At 75.6% G+C, this 16801-nt stretch carries 13 protein-coding genes; 2 read left to right on the plus strand and 11 right to left on the minus strand.

Features of this window, described 5'->3' with window-relative positions:
* Positions 1–51 precede the first annotated feature (51 nt).
* From IF43_RS0111995 to IF43_RS0112045, 11 genes are all read right to left on the minus strand, one after another.
* Positions 52–1494 carry a lyase family protein gene (locus tag IF43_RS0111995; protein WP_030198175.1) on the minus strand — a complete coding sequence of 481 codons (1443 nt, stop codon included), beginning with the start codon at positions 1492–1494 and terminating at the stop codon, positions 52–54.
* Positions 1491–3632 (minus strand): FAD/NAD(P)-binding domain-containing protein, encoded by a 2142-nt coding sequence (locus tag IF43_RS0112000; protein WP_078910091.1) that lies wholly within the window; start codon positions 3630–3632, stop codon positions 1491–1493. The genes IF43_RS0111995 and IF43_RS0112000 overlap by 4 nt, the downstream gene beginning before the upstream one ends.
* A gap of 34 nt (positions 3633–3666) precedes the next feature.
* On the minus strand, positions 3667–4809 hold the full coding sequence (locus tag IF43_RS0112005; protein ID WP_051795167.1) for an acyl-CoA dehydrogenase family protein: 1143 nt from the start codon (positions 4807–4809) through the stop codon (positions 3667–3669).
* Complete coding sequence (locus IF43_RS0112010) at positions 4802–5308, minus strand: PaaI family thioesterase (RefSeq protein ID WP_030198180.1); 507 nt, start codon at positions 5306–5308, stop codon at positions 4802–4804. The genes IF43_RS0112005 and IF43_RS0112010 overlap by 8 nt, the downstream gene beginning before the upstream one ends.
* Positions 5309–5423: 115 nt before the next feature.
* On the minus strand, positions 5424–6542 hold the full coding sequence (locus IF43_RS0112015; RefSeq protein WP_030198182.1) for a diiron oxygenase: 1119 nt from the start codon (positions 6540–6542) through the stop codon (positions 5424–5426).
* A complete protein-coding gene (locus IF43_RS0112020; RefSeq protein WP_051795172.1) occupies positions 6539–8110 on the minus strand; it encodes a class I adenylate-forming enzyme family protein in 1572 nt (523 codons plus the stop codon). Before IF43_RS0112020 ends, IF43_RS0112015 begins: the two co-directional genes overlap by 4 nt.
* A gap of 1 nt (position 8111) precedes the next feature.
* On the minus strand, positions 8112–8423 hold the full coding sequence (locus IF43_RS0112025; protein WP_030198186.1) for an acyl carrier protein: 312 nt from the start codon (positions 8421–8423) through the stop codon (positions 8112–8114).
* Positions 8420–9454, minus strand: a complete 1035-nt coding sequence (locus tag IF43_RS0112030; protein ID WP_051795174.1) for a hypothetical protein — start codon at positions 9452–9454, stop codon at positions 8420–8422. The genes IF43_RS0112025 and IF43_RS0112030 overlap by 4 nt, the downstream gene beginning before the upstream one ends.
* Positions 9451–9765, minus strand: a complete 315-nt coding sequence (locus tag IF43_RS0112035; protein WP_051795176.1) for an acyl carrier protein — start codon at positions 9763–9765, stop codon at positions 9451–9453. Before IF43_RS0112035 ends, IF43_RS0112030 begins: the two co-directional genes overlap by 4 nt.
* On the minus strand, positions 9762–11555 hold the full coding sequence (locus IF43_RS0112040; RefSeq protein ID WP_051795177.1) for an AMP-binding protein: 1794 nt from the start codon (positions 11553–11555) through the stop codon (positions 9762–9764). Before IF43_RS0112040 ends, IF43_RS0112035 begins: the two co-directional genes overlap by 4 nt.
* A gap of 3 nt (positions 11556–11558) precedes the next feature.
* Positions 11559–13199 carry a class I adenylate-forming enzyme family protein gene (locus IF43_RS0112045; protein ID WP_051795179.1) on the minus strand — a complete coding sequence of 547 codons (1641 nt, stop codon included), beginning with the start codon at positions 13197–13199 and terminating at the stop codon, positions 11559–11561.
* Positions 13200–13646: 447 nt separating this feature from the next.
* On the opposite strand from IF43_RS0112045, the gene IF43_RS0112050 reads away from it, so the two are divergent.
* Positions 13647–14189, plus strand: a complete 543-nt coding sequence (locus IF43_RS0112050) for an SRPBCC family protein (protein ID WP_030198196.1) — start codon at positions 13647–13649, stop codon at positions 14187–14189.
* Between the two features lie 66 nt (positions 14190–14255).
* Positions 14256–16553: an MMPL family transporter gene (locus IF43_RS0112055; RefSeq protein ID WP_051795181.1), complete on the plus strand. Its 2298-nt coding sequence runs from the start codon at positions 14256–14258 to the stop codon at positions 16551–16553.
* The last annotated feature ends 248 nt before the right edge of the window (positions 16554–16801 follow it).

Genomic DNA, 16801 nt, shown 5'->3' on the forward strand with positions numbered 1-16801 from the left:
GGGAGGGGAGGGGAGGAGACCCGGGCAAGGGAAGGGAGGGCGGGACGGGCTTCAGCGGGCGGTCCGGCCGCGCGCGTCGTGGCGGGCCACGACGCGGTCCACGAAGAGTCCGGCGGCACCCGTGTACCGCTCGGGCCCGCACAGCGCGTGCAGCGCGGCGGCGTCGAACCGGCCCCCGGGGTCCGGCCGTCCGGCCAGCAGCTCGGCCAGTACGTCGGCCAGGTGCCGGCCGTCCGCCGCCGCCAGCGCGCTGGCGCCGCCGACGACGGCCTTGGCCTCGGCGCGCCCGAGGTCGGCCGCCAGCACCGCGGCCAGCCGCTCCGACACCACCAGGCCCCGGGTGAGACGGAGGTTGGCGGCCATCCGGTCCTCGTGCACCACGAGCCCCTCGGCCAGCTCGGCGGCCGTCCGGGCCGCGCCGCCCACCAACCGCAGGCACTCCCGCAGCGGCTGCCACTCGGCGTGCCAGGCCCCGGCCGGCCGCTCGTCGTCCACCACCGCGGTGTGCGCGAGCGTCGCCAGCATCGAGGGCACCTGGTAGGCGGCCGAGCGGACCAGGGCGGACAGTGCCGGATTGCGCTTGTGCGGCATGGCGGAGGAGGCGCCCCGGCCGGCCGCGCCGGGCTCGCTCAGCTCGCCGGTCTCGGTGCGGGCGAGCAGCTGTACGTCCGCCGCCACGGTGCCCAGTGCGGTCGCCGCCCCGCACAGCGCCGCCGCCAGCCCGAGCAGCGGCGTACGGACCGACTGCCACGGCACCAGCGGGTTCGCCAGCCCCAGCCGCGCGGCCACCAGGGCCGGCAGCCGGGCGGCGAACTCGCCGGGCGCCGGAACCTGCGGGACGCCGCCCGAGCGGGACGCCAGTGCCGCGTACTCGAGGTAGCCGGCCATCGTGCCGGCGGCCCCGCCGAGCTGCACGGGCAGCCCGTCGGCGTGCAGGTCCCGCAGCCGGTCGGCCGCGTCCATCACGCCCTGCAGCCAGCCCGCGGCCTTCAGCCCGAAGGTGGTGGGCACGGCGTGCTGGCCGAGCGTCCGGGCCGGCATCACCGTGTCGCGGTGCCGGACGGCCAGGTCGCGCAGGGCCGCGGCGGTGCGGTCCAGGTCGATCAGCAGGGGCTCCAGGGCGCGCGAGGCCACCAGCATCAGCGCGGTGTCGAGCACGTCCTGACTGGTGGAGCCCTGGTGGACGTAGTGCGCCGCGGCCGGGTCCAGCGCGGCCACGCGGTCGGCGAGCACGGCCACCAGCGCCACCACCGGATTGGCCGACTCCCGGCCGCGTCGGGCCAGTTCGGGCAGGTCGAAGTCCTCCGCCCGGGCCGCCGCGCGGATCGCCCGGCCGGCCTCGGCCGGGACGCTGCCCAGCCGCACCTGGGCCAGCGCGAGCGCGGCCTCCACGTCGAGCATCGCCTGCAGGCAGGCGGTGTCGCTCGTCGCGGCCTCGGCCGCGGTGCCCGCCCGCACGGGGGAGAGCAGCCCCGCGTCGCCGTACGCCCTCATCGGCCCCCCTGCCCACGGCCACCGGCGACCAGCGCGCACGGAACGGGCACGGGATCAGGCCCCACCGCCGGCCGCCCCGGCGCGGGAACGGTCGCGGGCCCCCGTCCCGCCACGGCTGCGGCCACCGGCCCCGGAGCGACCGCCGTGCCACCGACACCTTCCCGGTCGCTCCCGCGGCCACCCCCGCCGGCGGTACCGGCGGCGCAGACGCCGTCACCGGCCCCGGCCCGTCCCGGACCCGCCGGTGCCAGCACCGCGAGGGCGATGGCGTCGGCGTCGGCGAGCGTCACGGAGTTGACCCCGGGCCGCACCCCCGCCGCCGTGACCCAGTGGACCCCCTCCGTCGGCACGCCGTACGCGAACCGGCGCGGATGCGTCCGCCCCGCGGCGTCCAGGACCCGGTAGGGGCGCCCGGTGACGGCCAGCCCGCCGGTCTCGTACCCCGCCCCCTGAGGGCCGGGTACCACGTACGGCCGGCACCCGCCCGCCTCGCGCAGCGAGACCAGCAGCGGATCGGTGCTCGTGCGCAGGTCCGGGGCCGGCAGCCGGGCCTCGACGAGCGCGGTGGCCCGCACCGCCGAGCCCGCCACCCGGGGCGAGGAGACGGTGAAGGCGCCGGCTGCGGCGTCGGCGGTCACCTCCATCCCCGGACCCACGACGTCCACGACGCCGGCCTCGATCAGCGCGACCAGTTCCTCGATGCGCCGCGCGGGCGGCCCGATCGACAGGAACGCGTTCAGCGGGGTGTACCAGCGCTCCAGGTCGTCGCGGTGGGACCGGCCGGTCAGCCCGCCGTGGTCGACCAGCAGCCGGATCTCGTTGCGCAGGTCGCGCAGGGCGTCCAGGGCCGCCTTCAGCGGACCGCTCACGTTCCCCGCCGCCGCGGCCGCCACGTCGGCCCGCAGGACGCCCAGCAGCCACCGGCGGTGGGCCCCGGGGTCGTCGAAGGACCAGGCCGACGCGGGGTCGGCCAGGCGCGCCCAGTCCCAGCGGTCGGCCTCGGCGACGCCGAACCGGTCCAGCACGCGGGCCTCCTCGGCCGAGCCGTGCGGCACCGGCAGGAAGGCCCGCCGCAGGCGCGCGGCCTCGCACCCGCAGGACCGCCCGGCCAGCAGCGCCCCGTAGTAGACCGTCTCCACCTCCTTGGCGACCAGCGGCCAGACGTCGCGGCCGAAGTCGAGGCCGCCGTCCGCGGCCCGCTCCCGTAGCCGCGCCACCCGGTCGGCGGTGAGCACCAGGGGCTCGTGCCGGCCGTGCGCGCCCTTCTCGTTGCGGCCCCGGCTGTGGTACGGCAGCCCGCGCCGGGACGAGGCGTACAGCCGCGGCTCGCGCCCCGACGGCACGTACACCAGCCGGCCGAGACGGCGCTCGAACCGGCCGCCGCGCCCGACGGTCAGCAGCGCCATGTGGTCGAAGAAGTTCAGCCCGAGGCCGCGCAGGGCGACCGCCTCGCCCGGCACGATCCCGGACAGGTCCGCGTCCGCCGGATTGCCGGGGGCGACGTACGTCAGACCGTGGGCGGCGGCGAAGGCACCCAGCTCCCGCTCCCGGGCGGTGGGCCGGGCGGCGCCGTGGCCCTGCGCCAGTACCACCGCGTCCAGTCCGGTGAGCACGGTGCCGTCGTCCAGGGTGACGCGCTGGCGGCCGCCGGGCCCGTCGTCGACCGACGTCGCGGTGGCGGGGTGCACCACGATCCGCACGCGCTCCGGCGCGGTGGCGACGATCCGCCGGAACGCCCAGGTCAGGTAGTGGCCGTAGAAGGCGCGGCTGGGGTAGGAGTCCGGGGTCAGGGCCCGGGCCTCGGCCAGGACCTCCTCCTCGTAGTCCTCCAACGGACCCATCAGGACCAGGTAGTTGGCCCACTCGTACAGGCTGGGTCCGGGGGAGAGCCGGCCGGCCATCTCCACGCTCGCGTCGGTGAACACCGTCACCTGCGAGGCGATGGTGTTCATCAGCAGCAGCCGGGACTGGTCCGTGCGCCACACGGCGCCGGCACCCGGCGGGTGCGGGTCGGCCACGTGCACGGTCACACCGGTGACCGCCCCGTCCGCGGGGGCGTTCGCGCACAGCCGCTCCAGCACGGCGAGGCCCCGGGGCCCGGCTCCTACGATGCAGACCTCAAGGTGTCCGTCTCTCACGTGTCTCTCCGTGTCACGGGGATCATCGGGGCGCTCACACACCGAGATCGCGGCCGATGATCTCTTTCATGATTTCGTTCGTGCCGCCGTAGATCGGGTGCACGCGGTTGTCCACGAAGGCCCGGGCCACCGGCGTCTCGCGCATGTAGCCGTAGCCGCCGTGCAGTTGCACGCACCGGTCCAGCACCCGGCGCTGGACGTCGGTGGCCCACCACTTCGCCTTGGCGGCGTCCACCGCGGACAGCCGGCCGGCGTTCAGCTCGCCGATCGCCCGGTCGACGTACGTACGCGTCACGTCCAGTTCGGTGGCCATCTCGGCCAGCTCGAACCGGTTGTGCTGGAACGATCCGACGGGCCTGCCGAAGGCCGTCCGGGTGCGGCAGTACTCCAGCGTCTGCTCCAGCGCCGTCTCCGCCGCGGCCACCGCGTACGCGGCGATGCCCAGGCGTTCGCGCGGCAGGTTGTCGGACAGGTGCAGGAACGCCCGCCCGGGGGTGCCCAGGACGTTCGCCACCGGCACGCGCACCTCGTCGAAGAACAGCTCGGCGGTGTCCTGCGCCCGCATGCCGATCTTGTCGAGCTCGGGGCCGCGCGTGAAGCCCGGCATGCCGGCCTCGACCACCAGCAGGGTCAGCCCCCGCGCCCCCGAGCCGGGGCCGGTGCGCGCCACGACCAGGACCAGGTCGGCGTGGATGCCGTTGGTGATGAAGGTCTTCGAGCCGGTGAGCACGTAGGCGTCGCCGTCGAGGCGGGCACGGGTACGCACCGCCTGGAGGTCGCTGCCCGCGCCCGGCTCGGTCATGGCGATCGCGGTGACGAGGTCGCCGGAGCAGAAGCCGGGCAGCCAGCGCCGGCACTGCTCCGGGTCGGCCAGCTCCAGCAGGTAGGGGGCCACCACGTCGTTGTGCAGGGCGAAGCCCACGCCCGTGGCACCGACCCGCATCAGCTCCTCGCTGATGATGACCTGGTAGCGGAAGTCGGCCGTGCCGCCACCGCCCCACTCCACGGGGACGTCGATCCCGAGCAGGCCCAGGGCGCCGGCCTTGCGCCAGACCTCGCGGTCCACCAGCCCGGCCCGCTCCCAGGCGGCGTGGTGCGGGACGATCTCCTTCTCGACGAAGGCGCGGACCGTGGCCCGGAAGGCCCGGTGCTCGTCGTGCAGTTCGCCCTCACGCACCGGGCACCCCCTGCGGACGGTGCAGGATCTGCTCGACGCGGCCGGCGCTGCCGGTGTGGCCGTCCTGCTCGAAGGCGACCTCGACGACGGCCAGGCGGGTGGTGCAGAGCGACAGCTCGGCGCGCACCTCGACCGGGCCGGGGCGCAGCGGAGCGTGGTACGTGACCTTCAGGTCCGAGGTGAGGAAGCGGGTGCCGTCGGGCAGGGCGGAGAGCATCACCAGCCCGGCGAAGTGGTCGACGAGGCAGGCGATCCAGCCGCCGAACACCACGTTCGGGGTGAGGGTGAGGGGCTCCTCGAAACGGGTGGAGCACGTGACGCGGCCGGCGGCGAACCCGGTGGCCGGCGGCAGGCGCAGGGTCCCGGCGGCGGCGGGGCCGGGGACCGAGCCGTCCACGAGCCCGGCGAGCAGGCGGCGGCCCTCGGTGGACAGGCCCGGGGCGGCCATGCCGCGCAGCTGCGCGGGGACGTCGGCCGCGGGGGCGGAGGGAACGGGCATGGGTGTTCCTTCGGAAGGAGGTACGGGGGCGGGGGCGGAGGGTCCGCCGCGCGCAGCGGGCGCGGCGGACCCGGGACCCGTGCGGGTCCGGCGTCGGAGGCCGGCCCGGGGGCCGTCAGATGCCGGTCTGCAGGCCGGTCCGGCCCAGGTCGACGACCTGGGCGATGTCGGCCCGCCGCTCCTCCAGCTCGCGCCGGGTCAGCGCGTCCACGGCGGCCTTGTCGTCGAGCTCGCGCAGCGCCGCCTCGTCGACCTCGGAGAAGCCGAGGACGCCCATCTTCCGCAGGCCCTCCTGGACCCGCGGCCCGAACATCCCGATCTCCTTCAGGCCCGGCACGATCCGCATGAAGACCAGCCGGCGGAACTCGCGCTTGGCCGGCGACCGACGGGCCGCCTTGACGGCCTCCTCCCCGTAGCCGAGGGTCTGCCAGATGTCGTCGTCCACGTACCGGTCGCGCAGCGCCCAGCAGCCCTCGACGACGAAGTCCTCCCGCTCGCGGATCTCGGCCGCGCTCAGCTGCGGGTAGAAGTCGCGCAGCACCAGCCGGCCGAAGGCCACGTGCCGGGCCTCGTCGCGGGCGACGTACGCGCTGAACGCCTTGGCGAGCGGGTCCCGGAGGCGCTCGCGGTGGACGCCGAAGGTGGCCAGCCCCATGTTCTCGATCAGGATGTGCGCGGCGAGCACCGCGAAGTCCCAGCGCGGCTCCTTCATGGCGTGCTCGAACATCGCGCTGATCGACGGCGACAGTCCGTACCGAAGGCCGATCTTGGAGTGCAGGAAGCGGTTGAAGCCCTCGACGTGCCGGGCCTCGTCCACGATCTGGGTGGCCGCGAACAGCTTCGAGTCGAGCTCGTCGACGGCCAGCAGGATCTTGCCGCAGCCCACCAGCGCGGCCTGCTCGGCGTGCAGGAACTGCGAGTACAGCCAGCCGCTGGTGTGCCGGCGGACCACCGCCCGGTCGGACTCCGGCAGCCGCTCCCACAGCGGGGAGCCGGCGATGGAGACGAACTCGTCCGGCAGGCCCAGCGGGTTGTCCGGATCCACCTCGTGGTCCCAGTCGAGCCGGTCCTCCATGTCCCACTGGCGCTGCTTGCCCTGCGTGTACAGGCGCAGCATGCGCTCGTTGCGCTCGTCGTAGTCCCAGGAGATGACGGCGTCCCCCTGGACGGGCACGATCCACTCGCCGGCCAGGGCGGTGAGCACCTCGGGCCTGGTGTAGTCGGTGGTGCTCACGCGGCGGACTCCTTCACGGGGGTCGAGGGCCCGGTGGCGCCGTCGTCGGCACCACCGGTGGTCAGGGTCAGGGCCAGCTCCCGCAGCCGGACCCGCAGGGCCTTGCCGGAGGGGTTGCGCGGGATGCTCTCCAGCGGCAGGAAGTGGCTCGGCCGCTTGTAGGCGGCCAGGCCGGCCACGCACCGGTCGAGGAGGTCGAGCGGGTCGAAGTCGTGGCCCTCGGAGGACTGCACGAAGGCGACGGGCGTCTGTCCCCACACGGGGGACGGCAGCGGTACGACGACCACGTCGGCGACCTGCGGGGAGCGGCGCAGCACGTGCTCGATCTCGGCGGGGTAGACGTTCTGACCGCCGCGCAGGATCAGGTCGTTGCGGCGGTCGACCACCCAGACGCGGCCGTCCGGGCCGCTGCAGCACAGGTCGCGGGTGTTGAGCCAGCCGTCGGCCAGCACCTCGCCGGACGCCTCGGGGTTCTTCCAGTACCCCTGCATCAGCCCGTCGCCGGCGAGCCGCAGCTCGCCGACCTCGCCGGGCGGGACCTCCTGCCCGTCCGGTCCGGTGATGCGGACGCGGGTGCCCAGCATGGGCGTGCCCAGGCAGACCGCTCCCGGCAGCGGTGCCGGGCCCGGTTCCTCGTCGGGGCGCAGGGTGAGGGCGGGACCGCCGCCCTCGGTGATGCCGTACACGGTCTGCAGGTCCGCGCCGAGCCGCTGCCGGGCCTCGCGGGCGAGGTCCTCGGGCATGGGCGCGGCGCCGTGCAGCAGCAGGCGCAGCCGGCCCAGGTCCGCGCCGGCCAGCCCCTTGGCGTCGAGCAGCAGCCGCACCATGGACGGGACGAGGAAGGCGTGTTCGACCCCCCAGTCCTGGAGCGCGGTCAGGCAGCCCTGCGGGGTGAAGCGGTCCATCACGCACACCGTGCCCCCCGCGGCCAGGTGGTCGAGGGCGATGACCATGCTGCCGTGGAAGAGCGGGCCCGCGTTCAGGAACACGGTGCCCGGCTCCGGGCGTACGTCGGCCAGCCAGGACAGGGCGTTGAGCTGCAGGGAGCGCTGGGTGACCACGACGCCCTTGGCGCGGCCGGTGGTGGCGGAGGTGTGCAGGATCGCGACGGGGGCACCGAGTTCCGCGCCCTCGTCCGGCCCGGGCCGGGGTGCGTCGTCCGCCGGGAGCCCCGCGAGCCCGGTGATGTCGAGGACGGGCAGCTCCCGGCCGGGCCGCCCGCCGGTCAGCCGGCCGAGCCGGTCCGCCTGGGCGGGGTCGGCCACGGCCAGCACGGGTCCGACCGACTCGATGACGTCGGCCAGTTCGCGGTCGGTCAGGGCCGGGTTGACGGGGCAGGCGACCAGGCCCGCCACACCGCAGGCCAGATAGGCCTCCAGGACCTCGACTCGGTTCCCGGAGGCGACCAGCACCCGGCTGCCGGGGCCGCCGGCAGCGCGCAGCCGGGCGGCCAGGGCCGACACCTCGCGGTGCAGCTGACGCCAGGTCAGGTCACGGCGTACGTCGCGCAGGGCGAGGGCCTCCGGCCGGCGGGCGAGACCGCGTTCCAGCAGATGCCGAAGCCACATCTCAGCGTGCTCCTTCCGATGCGGGGGCGGGGGCGTGGGCGTGGGCGGGCGCGGGTGTCGGCGAGGGGACGGGTGCGGGGTGCGGGTCCGGGGCGGTGGTGCCCAGCAGGCCCGCGACGGCGCGGACGCTCGTCAGGGCGGCCAGCTCCGCGTCGTCCAGGGGTCGTCCGAGCAGGTCCTCGCAGGCCAACGCCACGCGGATGAGTTCGCCGGAGTTCACTCCGGCCCCGACGAGGTCGTCCTCGTCGGCCACCCGGTCGAGCAGGCCGGGGTGGTCCAGGTGGCGGCGCACCAGCTCGCGCGCGGTGTTCACGGGGTCCTCCGGGGGCGGGCGCTGACGCCGGCCATCGCCCAGTACGGGGCGGGCTCGCCGTCGAAGTAGACGAGGGGTTCGGCGTCGTCGGTGACGCACGGCAGCAGCCGGTTGAACCGGCTGCCGCGGCAGGCTGCGGCGAACTCGGGCGACTCCTTGACGCCGCGCTCGTCGCCGACCGTGGCCACGAACGCGAAGACGGGGTCGAGGGACTTGGCCACGCCGTCCTCGACGACCTCGCACCAGGCGTGGTCGCTGCCGAACAGGCCCAAGAGGTACCCGCGCCGCGCCCGGGCCTCGAACCCCTCCGCGCGCAGCCGCTGCGCCAGGAGGCGGGAGGCCACGATGCAGTCGACGACCCCCAGTCGCCACGCCCGGTCGTGGTCGGCGCGCAAGACCTCGGGCACGGTCTGGTAGACGACCTCGCGGGCGGTGAGCGGGCCGACCACGTCGTCCCACGCCGCCAGGATGCGCCGGTCGCGGACCTCGTGGCGGGCGCCGTCGAGGCGTACCTCGGCCCGGTAGCCGCCGGCCAGCAGCGGGGCGTCGAAGGCGGGCGAGAGCCCGGTCACGCCGGGGGCGGCGAAGTCCGGGACGCGGGCGGTCACGGCGGGCAGGTCGGCGCGTGCTGCCGACCCGCTGTCGCCGGCACTTCCGCTGCCGACGACGCTGCCGGCTGTGCGGGCCGGGTGGACGCCCACCTCCCACTCGCGCGGCTCGAACCAGCTGTGCCCGGACGAGCCGGCGAACCGCATCAGGAAGCGCAGTCCCAGTTCGGGGACGGTCTGGCCGGTCCCGCAGAACATGCCGACGTTCATGACGTCGTCGTAGTCGAACAGCGGGCCGAGCTCGGGGTCGTCGCGGTGCGGCAGCCCGGCCCCGGCCAGCTGCAGGACCTGCTCGGGCGTGGCCCGCAGGGCCTGGGCCGCGGTGTGCGCCGAGGTCTCGTACCGGGCGAGGTCGGCCGGCACGGTGGTGAACCGGCCCAGGGCGCGCACCAGCGCGTCGGGAGCCGCGGTCTCCACGCTCATGCGGTGTCCTCCTGGACGAGGCCGGCCACGAAAGCGGCGAGGTCGCCGACGGTGGCGGTCTCGAAGAGGAAGTCGTCGGGGATGGCGATGCCGAGCTCGTCCTCGATCTCCGTGATGGCGCGCAGGGCCTTGACGGACTCGATGCCGGGGATGGCGGCCAGCGGCTTCGCGGTGTCGATGGAGGCCGGCCGGGCGCCCGAGTGGGCGGCCAGGGCCCGTACGACGACGTCCAGGACGGTGCCGGTGCCGGTGCCGGGAGTGGCGGCGGCGGTGGGGGCGGGGGCGGGGGCCGTGGTGTCGGCGAGGGTCATGACGTGGTTCCTTCCAGGGTGGCGGCGGCCGTACGGGCAGCCGTGGTGGTGGGGGCGGCGGCGCGGGCGGCCGCCGCGGGACCGGTCGGCGGGGCCGCCGGCCGGGGTCTTGCGGTGCCGGCGTCGTCGGTGCCGGCCTCGGCGAGGTGGGCGCGGTAGAGGTCCGCCGCGCCGGAGCGCCTGACCTTCCCCGAGCTCGTGAAGGGCAGGGCCGAGGTGGGGACCGGGACGACGTCCACGGCGCCCAGCCCCAGGTGTTCGGCGAGACGGGCGGCGATCGCCCGCCCGACGGCGGCGGCCGCCGCGCGGTCGAGCCTCGTCTCCCACAGCACGACCATGCGTTCCTCCGCGCCCTCGTCGTCGGCCGCTCCCCAGGCGAAGGCGGCGCACTGGCGGCCCGCGCCCGGAGTGGCCTTGACGACCTCTTCGACGTCCTCGGCGTAGTAGTTGTGGCCGCGGACGACGGCCATGGCCTTGAGCCGGCCCAGGAGGTGCAGCTCGCCCTGGTGCAGGAAGCCGATGTCCCCGGTGCGCAGCCAGCCGTCCGGGGTGAACGGCTGCGCCGCCGTGGGCAGTCCGAGGTAGCCGGCCGTCACGGGCGCGCCCGTGATCTGGACCTCGCCGGCGGTGTCCGCGGGCAGCTCCGCGCCCTCGGGCGTGCCGATCCGCACCCGGACGCCGGCCACCGGCTGCCCGCAGGAGACGACGGTGCGGGTGCCGGGACCGGGTTCCGCGGCGTAGCGCAGCCGGTCGCCGAGGCCCACGTGGGCGCGGTCGACGTCCACGCTGCGGTACGGCGAACGGGGCGCGCCCGTGGAGACCATCAGCGTGGCTTCCGCCATGCCGTAGTTGGGCTGCACCACCTGCGGCCCGAGCCCGTGGGGGGCGAAGGCGTCGCGGAAGGCGTGCAGGCTGGCGAGCCGCACCGGCTCCGATCCGTTGCCGCCGTACCGCCAGCGCGACAGGTCCAGCCCCTCCGGCACGCCCTCCCGGGCGGCCGCGGCGACGAGGTAGTCGTAGAAGAAGTTGGGCGCGGGCGTCATGGTGGCCCCGCAGGCCGCGAACTCCGACAGCCACGCCAGCGGCCGGCGCACGAAATCGCCCGGCTCCCACAGGTGGACGGAGGAGCCCCGGCGCAGCGCGTTGAGCAGGCTGAACAGGCCCATGTCGTGGAACAGCGGCAGCCACTGGCCCAGCACGTCGTCGGGCGCCCAGCCGGTGCCCGCCGCGATGACGTCCAGCCCCGCGGCCGCGTTGTCGTGGCTCACCAGGACGCCCTTGGGCGCCGACGTGCTGCCGGAGGTGTACTGGACGACCGCCGGCCGCGCGCCGCCCCCGGTCAGGCCCGGCAGCACCGCCCGCTCGGCCGGCGGCTGCGCGATGTCGACGAACCGGACCGCCGGGACGGCCTCGGCCACGCGCGAGACGATCCGCCGGCCGACGCTGCCGTCGACCAGCATCACCTCCAGCCCGGCGTCGTCGGCGATCCGCCGGACGTGCTCGGCGTACGCGTCCGCGCCGCCGAAGGCCACCGGCAGCGCCAGCGGCACGGCCGCCGCATCCAGCCGGAACGCGGCCAGCAGACCGCGCACCCACGGCTCGCCGTTGGCCATCAACAGCCCGACACGGGTGGGCCGTACGCCGTCCAGCGCCGCCAGCACGGCGCCCGCCGTGCGCTCGGCCCGGGCCAGCAGCTGCGGGCCGGAGACCGGCTCGGTGCGCCGTCGCGGCGTGTGCAGCAGGGTGTCCTCGCGCAGGGACCGCTCCAGCAGGGTCCACAGGTGCACCACGGCTCAGGCCCCCTTCAGGGCGGTCACGGTCGCGGTCGCGGTCGCGGCCTGGACCGGGACCGGGACCGGGCGGCCCGCGCCGACGCGCCGGGCGAGCCGCTCGCGCAGCACCGAGCGGCGCACCTTGTACGAGCCGGTGACCGGCACCGCCTCCCAGTCCCAGAACCGCACCTCCACCTCGGGGAGCCCGGCCTCCGCCGCCGCCGCGTGGAAGCGCCCGGCGTCCGGAGCGGAGCCCGGCCGGGGGCAGGCGACCGCCAGCAGCGCGCCGTCCCCGGACTGGATGAGCACCAGTTCCACCAGCTCGGGCAGCGCCTCCAGCAGGTGGTCCTCCTTCTCCAGGAGGCTGCCCACGCCGTCGACGTGGTCGACGACCCGGTCGAGCAGTTCCAGGGAGCCGTCGGGCAGGATCCGGCCGATGTCGCCCATGGGCCACCAGGCGTCGTCCGCCGGCATGGGACCGCCGCCGACGTAGCCGCGCATGCGGCCCATCGACCGGGTCTCGATCCGGCCGGCGGTGCCCACCGGCAGTGCGCCGCCGGTCTCGTCGACGACCCGCATCTCGAAGCCGCCGCCGGCGTGGCCGACGTTGCGCGGGGAGTAGTCCGCGGACTCCTCGCGGGTGACGATCCGCAGGCAGATCGGACCCGTCTCGGTCTGCCCGTACGCCTGGAAGTAGTGGGCGCCGGGCCGCTCGGAGGCGGCCAGCAGGGACCTGACCGTGCGCGGGTGCATGGCGTCGAAGGTGCTGATGAACCGTTCCACCGGGGCCAGCGGCCGGTCCGGGTCCTCGGCCAGCGGCTCCCACTGGATGTACATGTTGGGGTGGGTCTCCAGCGACGTCGGGCGGTGCTCCAGCAGCAGGCGCTTGACGTTGGCGGGGTCCGGATCGGCGATGGCCAGCGACGGCATCCCGATCTCCAGGGAGGCGAGCGTGCCGGCGCAGGTGCGGGCGTGCACGAAGGACAGGTGCTTCGCGTTCAGGTCCGTCAGGGAGTACTGGTCCCGGAATATCATGATCATCGGGGCGACCATCCCGAACAGCGAACGCGTCGAGTGCGCACACATCTTGGGCGCACCCGTGGTGCCGGACGAATGGGTGATGACGAACCACTCGTCCTCGTCGCGCGGCTCGGCCGTGTGCGCGGAACGCTCCAGGGCCGGAACCACCCAGGAGTGCTCGCTCTCCCCGAGCGAGAGCACCCGGCGGGTCAGCTGCCCGAGCGCGTGGCGGGCCGCGCCGAGCCGGTCGAGCCCGGTCCCGTCGACCAGCAGGTACGGCCGCTCCAGCCGGGCCAGGCACTCGAGCAGCTCGCCCGGCTCCATGGCCGAGGACAGCAGGGCCGGCAGGGCGCCGATCCGGCCGAGCGCGCACATCACGCCCTCGACCTCGATGTGGTTGCGCTGCACGACGGCGACCACGTCGCCGCGGCGGATCCCGGCCGCCCAGAAGCGGTCGGCGTAGTCCTCCACCGCACGGGCGAAGTCGGCGATGGTCGCCACGGTGCCGTCGAAGGCGTTCCAGCCGCTGTCCGACAGGAAGGGCGTGTCCGGGAACTTCTCGGCCGCGATCTCGGGCAGCAGGCCCAACGGGGCCGTGGGGCGCGGCACCGCGTCGAGCTGGAGGGCGGAGACATCAGGCATGCGGAATCCTCTGGTGAACCTGGAGACGGGGAAGGTCGGCGGCTGCGGCGCGCTGCGGCCCGCTCCCGGCGGCGCGGTCCGCGCCCCGGTCGGCAGCCGGGCGGTGTGTGGGCCCGGGCCTGCTCGCTCCGACACCAGACAAGAGCCGCGCCGCCCCCGGTCGTACTCCATCGAATGTCGGGAAAGTTTCCGGAGCCATGGATTCCGGCCCGGGGCGGTGGACGCGGGCGGCCCCGCGCGTCCCCTCCGCCCTCCGCGTCCCCCAGGGAGTACGGGCGCCCGTCCGCCCCTCTGTGAGGTGACACCCCCCGTGACGGAAGAGAGACCAGCGATGGCCGCGCCGCCTCCGACAGCCCCCCGCACCCCCTGTTACCGGCACCGCCCCGACCGGACCCGGACCGGCTCGCGCGCCGCGGTCGCGGGCCGGGCGGCCCGCGCGAGCCGGTGGTGAGCTCCGCACACGAGCCCGAGCTCGATCCCGTCCGCCGCATGCGCGTGATGGCGGCCGCGCTGCCGCTGCACTGCCATGCCGAGGCCTTCCTCGAGGCCCCGTTCGTCGACGTCTGGGCCGTGGCCGGCGACCCGGAGGGCGGGCTGCCCCGCCTCCTTCCCGGCCTGCGCCGACTCGTGCTCGTCGACGGCCCCGGTCCGCACCAGCGCGCCCGCGCCCACGGTCCGTGGGGCCGCGTCGTCGAGGCGGACGTCCTGCGCCAGCCGGGCTGGTGCCTGATGCAGAGCGAGCGCACCTTCCTCGGCCTGGCCGCCGTACCGCAGGACCACGGCACCCGGTTCGGCTTCTTCGCCGGCCCCCGGACCGCCCGGAACGCGGCGGCCGGGCACGTCCTGGAGCGGTACGGGGACCTCTACGCCCGCCGCGTCGTCGCCCGGCTCCGGGCGAGCGTGGCCGACGGCCGCACCGGGCGGCCGCCGGGCCCCGCGGGACCCGATCGGAGATCCGACGGAACCTTCCGCCACCCGCCCGGCTCCTGACCTCCCGGACGGGGCACCGCGAGCCCCCCTTCCCCTGCAACCCACCACACACGCACCGGAGAAACCGTGAAGAACAGGCGCAGCCTCGCCGAGGCGGCCGGACGCTGGAGCGCGAGCCACCGCTGGGCGGCCGTACTGCTCTGGCTGACCTTCGTCGTCGCCGCCACCGTCACCGGGTCAGCCGTGGGCACCGCCGCCCCGACCCCGGCCGAACTGACCAACGGCGAGGCCCGAAGGGCCGAGGAGATCCTGGAGCGGGCGGGCTTCGAACTCCCCGCCCACGAAGTGGTCCTCCTCCAGTCCGAGTCCACCACCGTCGACGACCCGGGCTTCCGGGCGGCGGTGACCGACACCGTCCGCGCCCTGCGGGACAGCGGCAGGACGCAGAACATCGTCTCCCCGCTCGACCCCGCCGGCCGCCCGGCCGTCTCCGCCGACCGCCGTTCCGCCCTCGTGCAGTTCGACATGCGCTCGGCCACCGTCACCGCCAAGGAAGAGGTGCAGCCGGTCCTCGACGCGGTCGACCGCATCGGCAGGGCCCACCCGGGCCTGCGCGTCGAGCAGTTCGGCGAGGCCTCCTTCCAGCACGGCTACGACACCAAGCTCCACGAGGACTACACCGAGGCCGAGAACCTCTCGTTCCCCGTCACCCTGGTCATCCTGCTCCTGGCCTTCGGCGCCTTCGTCGCGGCGCTGCTGCCCGTCGTCCTCGCCCTCACCGCCGTCGTCGCGGCCGGCGGCCTGCTCGCCCTGACCAGCCAGATCGCCCACGTCGACCAGAACGGCACGTCGGTGATGTCGCTCATCGGCATCGCCGTCGGCGTCGACTACTCCCTCTTCTACATCCGCCGCTTCCGCGAGGAGCGCGCCCGCGGCCAGGAGGCCCAGGCCGCCGTAGCCGCCGCGGCCGCCACCTCCGGGCACTCCGTCGTCGTCTCCGGCCTGACCGTCATCGTCTCCCTCGCCGGCCTGTTCCTGTCCGGCAACGGCATCTTCGTCGGCATGGCCGGCGCCACCATCGTCGTCGTCGCCACCGCGGTCCTCGGCTCCGTCACCGTCCTGCCCGCGCTGCTCTCCCTGCTGGGCGACCGCGTGAACACCGGCCGCCTGCCCCGCCTCCGCCGCCGTACGAAGAGCCAGGACCCTGCGCCGGGCGCGGGCACCACGGGACCGGCCGCCCCCGCGTCCCCGCGCACCGGCCGCGGCTGGAACGCCCTCCTGCGCGGCGTCCTCAAGCGCCCGCTGGTCGCCGTCGCCGTGTTCGGCGGCCTGCTGACCGCCCTGCTGCTGCCCGCCTTCTCCCTGCACACCGGCGAGCCGGGCGTCAGCGACCTGCCGACCCGGGCGCTCCCGGCGCTGGGCACGTACGAGCGCATCCAGCACGCGTTCCCCGGCTCGGCCACCCCCGCCAAGGTCGTCGTCCACAGCACCGACCTCGGCGGCCCCGAGACCCGCGCGGCCCTGGACCGCTTCCGTACCGCCGCCGAGAACACCCCCGGCCTGCACGGCCCGGTGACCTTCCGCACCGGCGGCGACGGGACGGTCGCCATCGTCACCGTCGGCCTGGCCGGGACCGGCACCGACGAGGCCTCCGTACGCGCCCTGGGCACCCTGCGCGCCACGGTCGTACCCGCCACCTTCGGCGCCGTCCGGGGGGCCGACGTGGCCGTCGGCGGCACCACCGCCGCCTCCGTCGACAGCGGCGAGCACCTCTCCGACGCCACCGGCCGGGTCGCCGGCTTCGTCCTGGTGTTCACCTTCCTCGTGATGCTCTTCTCCTTCCGCTCGCCCGCCATCGCGGCCGTGACGCTCGTCCTCAACCTGCTCTCGGTCGGGGCCGCCTACGGCGTGGTCGTGCTGGTCTTCCAGCACGGCTGGGGCGAGGGCCTGCTGGACTTCACCAGCACCGGGGCCATCGCCTCCTGGGTGCCGCTGTTCCTGTTCGTCTTCCTCTTCGGCCTGTCGATGGACTACCACGTGTTCGTCGTCAGCCGGATCCGCGAGGGCCACGACCGGGGCCTGTCGACCGACCGCGCCATCGAGGAGGGCGTCACCGGGACCGCCGGTGCCGTCACCGGCGCCGCCGTGGTGATGGTCGCCGTCGCGGCCGTCTTCGGCACCCTGCCGCAGCTGTCCATGAAGGAGTCCGGCGTCGGCATGTCCGTGGCGGTCCTCCTCGACGCCACCGTCATCCGCGTCGTGCTGCTGCCCGCGGCCCTCAAGCTCCTCGGCGACCGGATCTGGCGCACCCCGCGCCTCCTCCGCAGGACCCCGGCTCCGCACCCCGCGGGCCCGGCGACCGCCGCCGCCGATGCCGAGCGGTCCGCCCACGACGACCGACGGCCCGTCACCACGGGCGCGTAGCGCCACCTGCACCGAACGAGCAGGCCGCCGGACCCGAGGGGTCCGGCGGCCTCGTGCGGTGCGCCGCGACAGGCCGAGAGCCCCCGGCACGTGCGGCGACCACATCGGGGTCCGGCATGCGAAGGGGTTCCGACGGTGAGACGCTGAGAGGTGGCGGGCCGCGAGAGGGGGGTGGCCTGGCACGTGACGTGCCGAGGCACCGGAGCGCCGATCCCGTACGCCGGCCGACCTCACTCTTCCTGGTGGTG

It is taken from the genome of Streptomyces sp. NRRL S-87, assembly GCF_000719335.1.
In the GTDB taxonomy this organism is placed as follows: Bacteria; Actinomycetota; Actinomycetes; order Streptomycetales; family Streptomycetaceae; genus Streptomyces.

What these genes read in the sequence shown, in the direction of transcription:
- IF43_RS0111995 (WP_030198175.1), bottom strand. Translation starts at nt 1,494, where the DNA reads ATGAGGGCGTACGGCGACGCGGGGCTGCTCTCCCCCGTGCGGGCGGGC.
- IF43_RS0112010 (WP_030198180.1), bottom strand. Translation starts at nt 5,308, where the DNA reads ATGCCCGTTCCCTCCGCCCCCGCGGCCGACGTCCCCGCGCAGCTGCGC.
- IF43_RS0112020 (WP_051795172.1), bottom strand. Translation starts at nt 8,110, where the DNA reads ATGTGGCTTCGGCATCTGCTGGAACGCGGTCTCGCCCGCCGGCCGGAG.
- IF43_RS0112030 (WP_051795174.1), bottom strand. Translation starts at nt 9,454, where the DNA reads ATGAGCGTGGAGACCGCGGCTCCCGACGCGCTGGTGCGCGCCCTGGGC.
- IF43_RS0112035 (WP_051795176.1), bottom strand. Translation starts at nt 9,765, where the DNA reads ATGACCCTCGCCGACACCACGGCCCCCGCCCCCGCCCCCACCGCCGCC.
- IF43_RS0112045 (WP_051795179.1), bottom strand. Translation starts at nt 13,199, where the DNA reads ATGCCTGATGTCTCCGCCCTCCAGCTCGACGCGGTGCCGCGCCCCACG.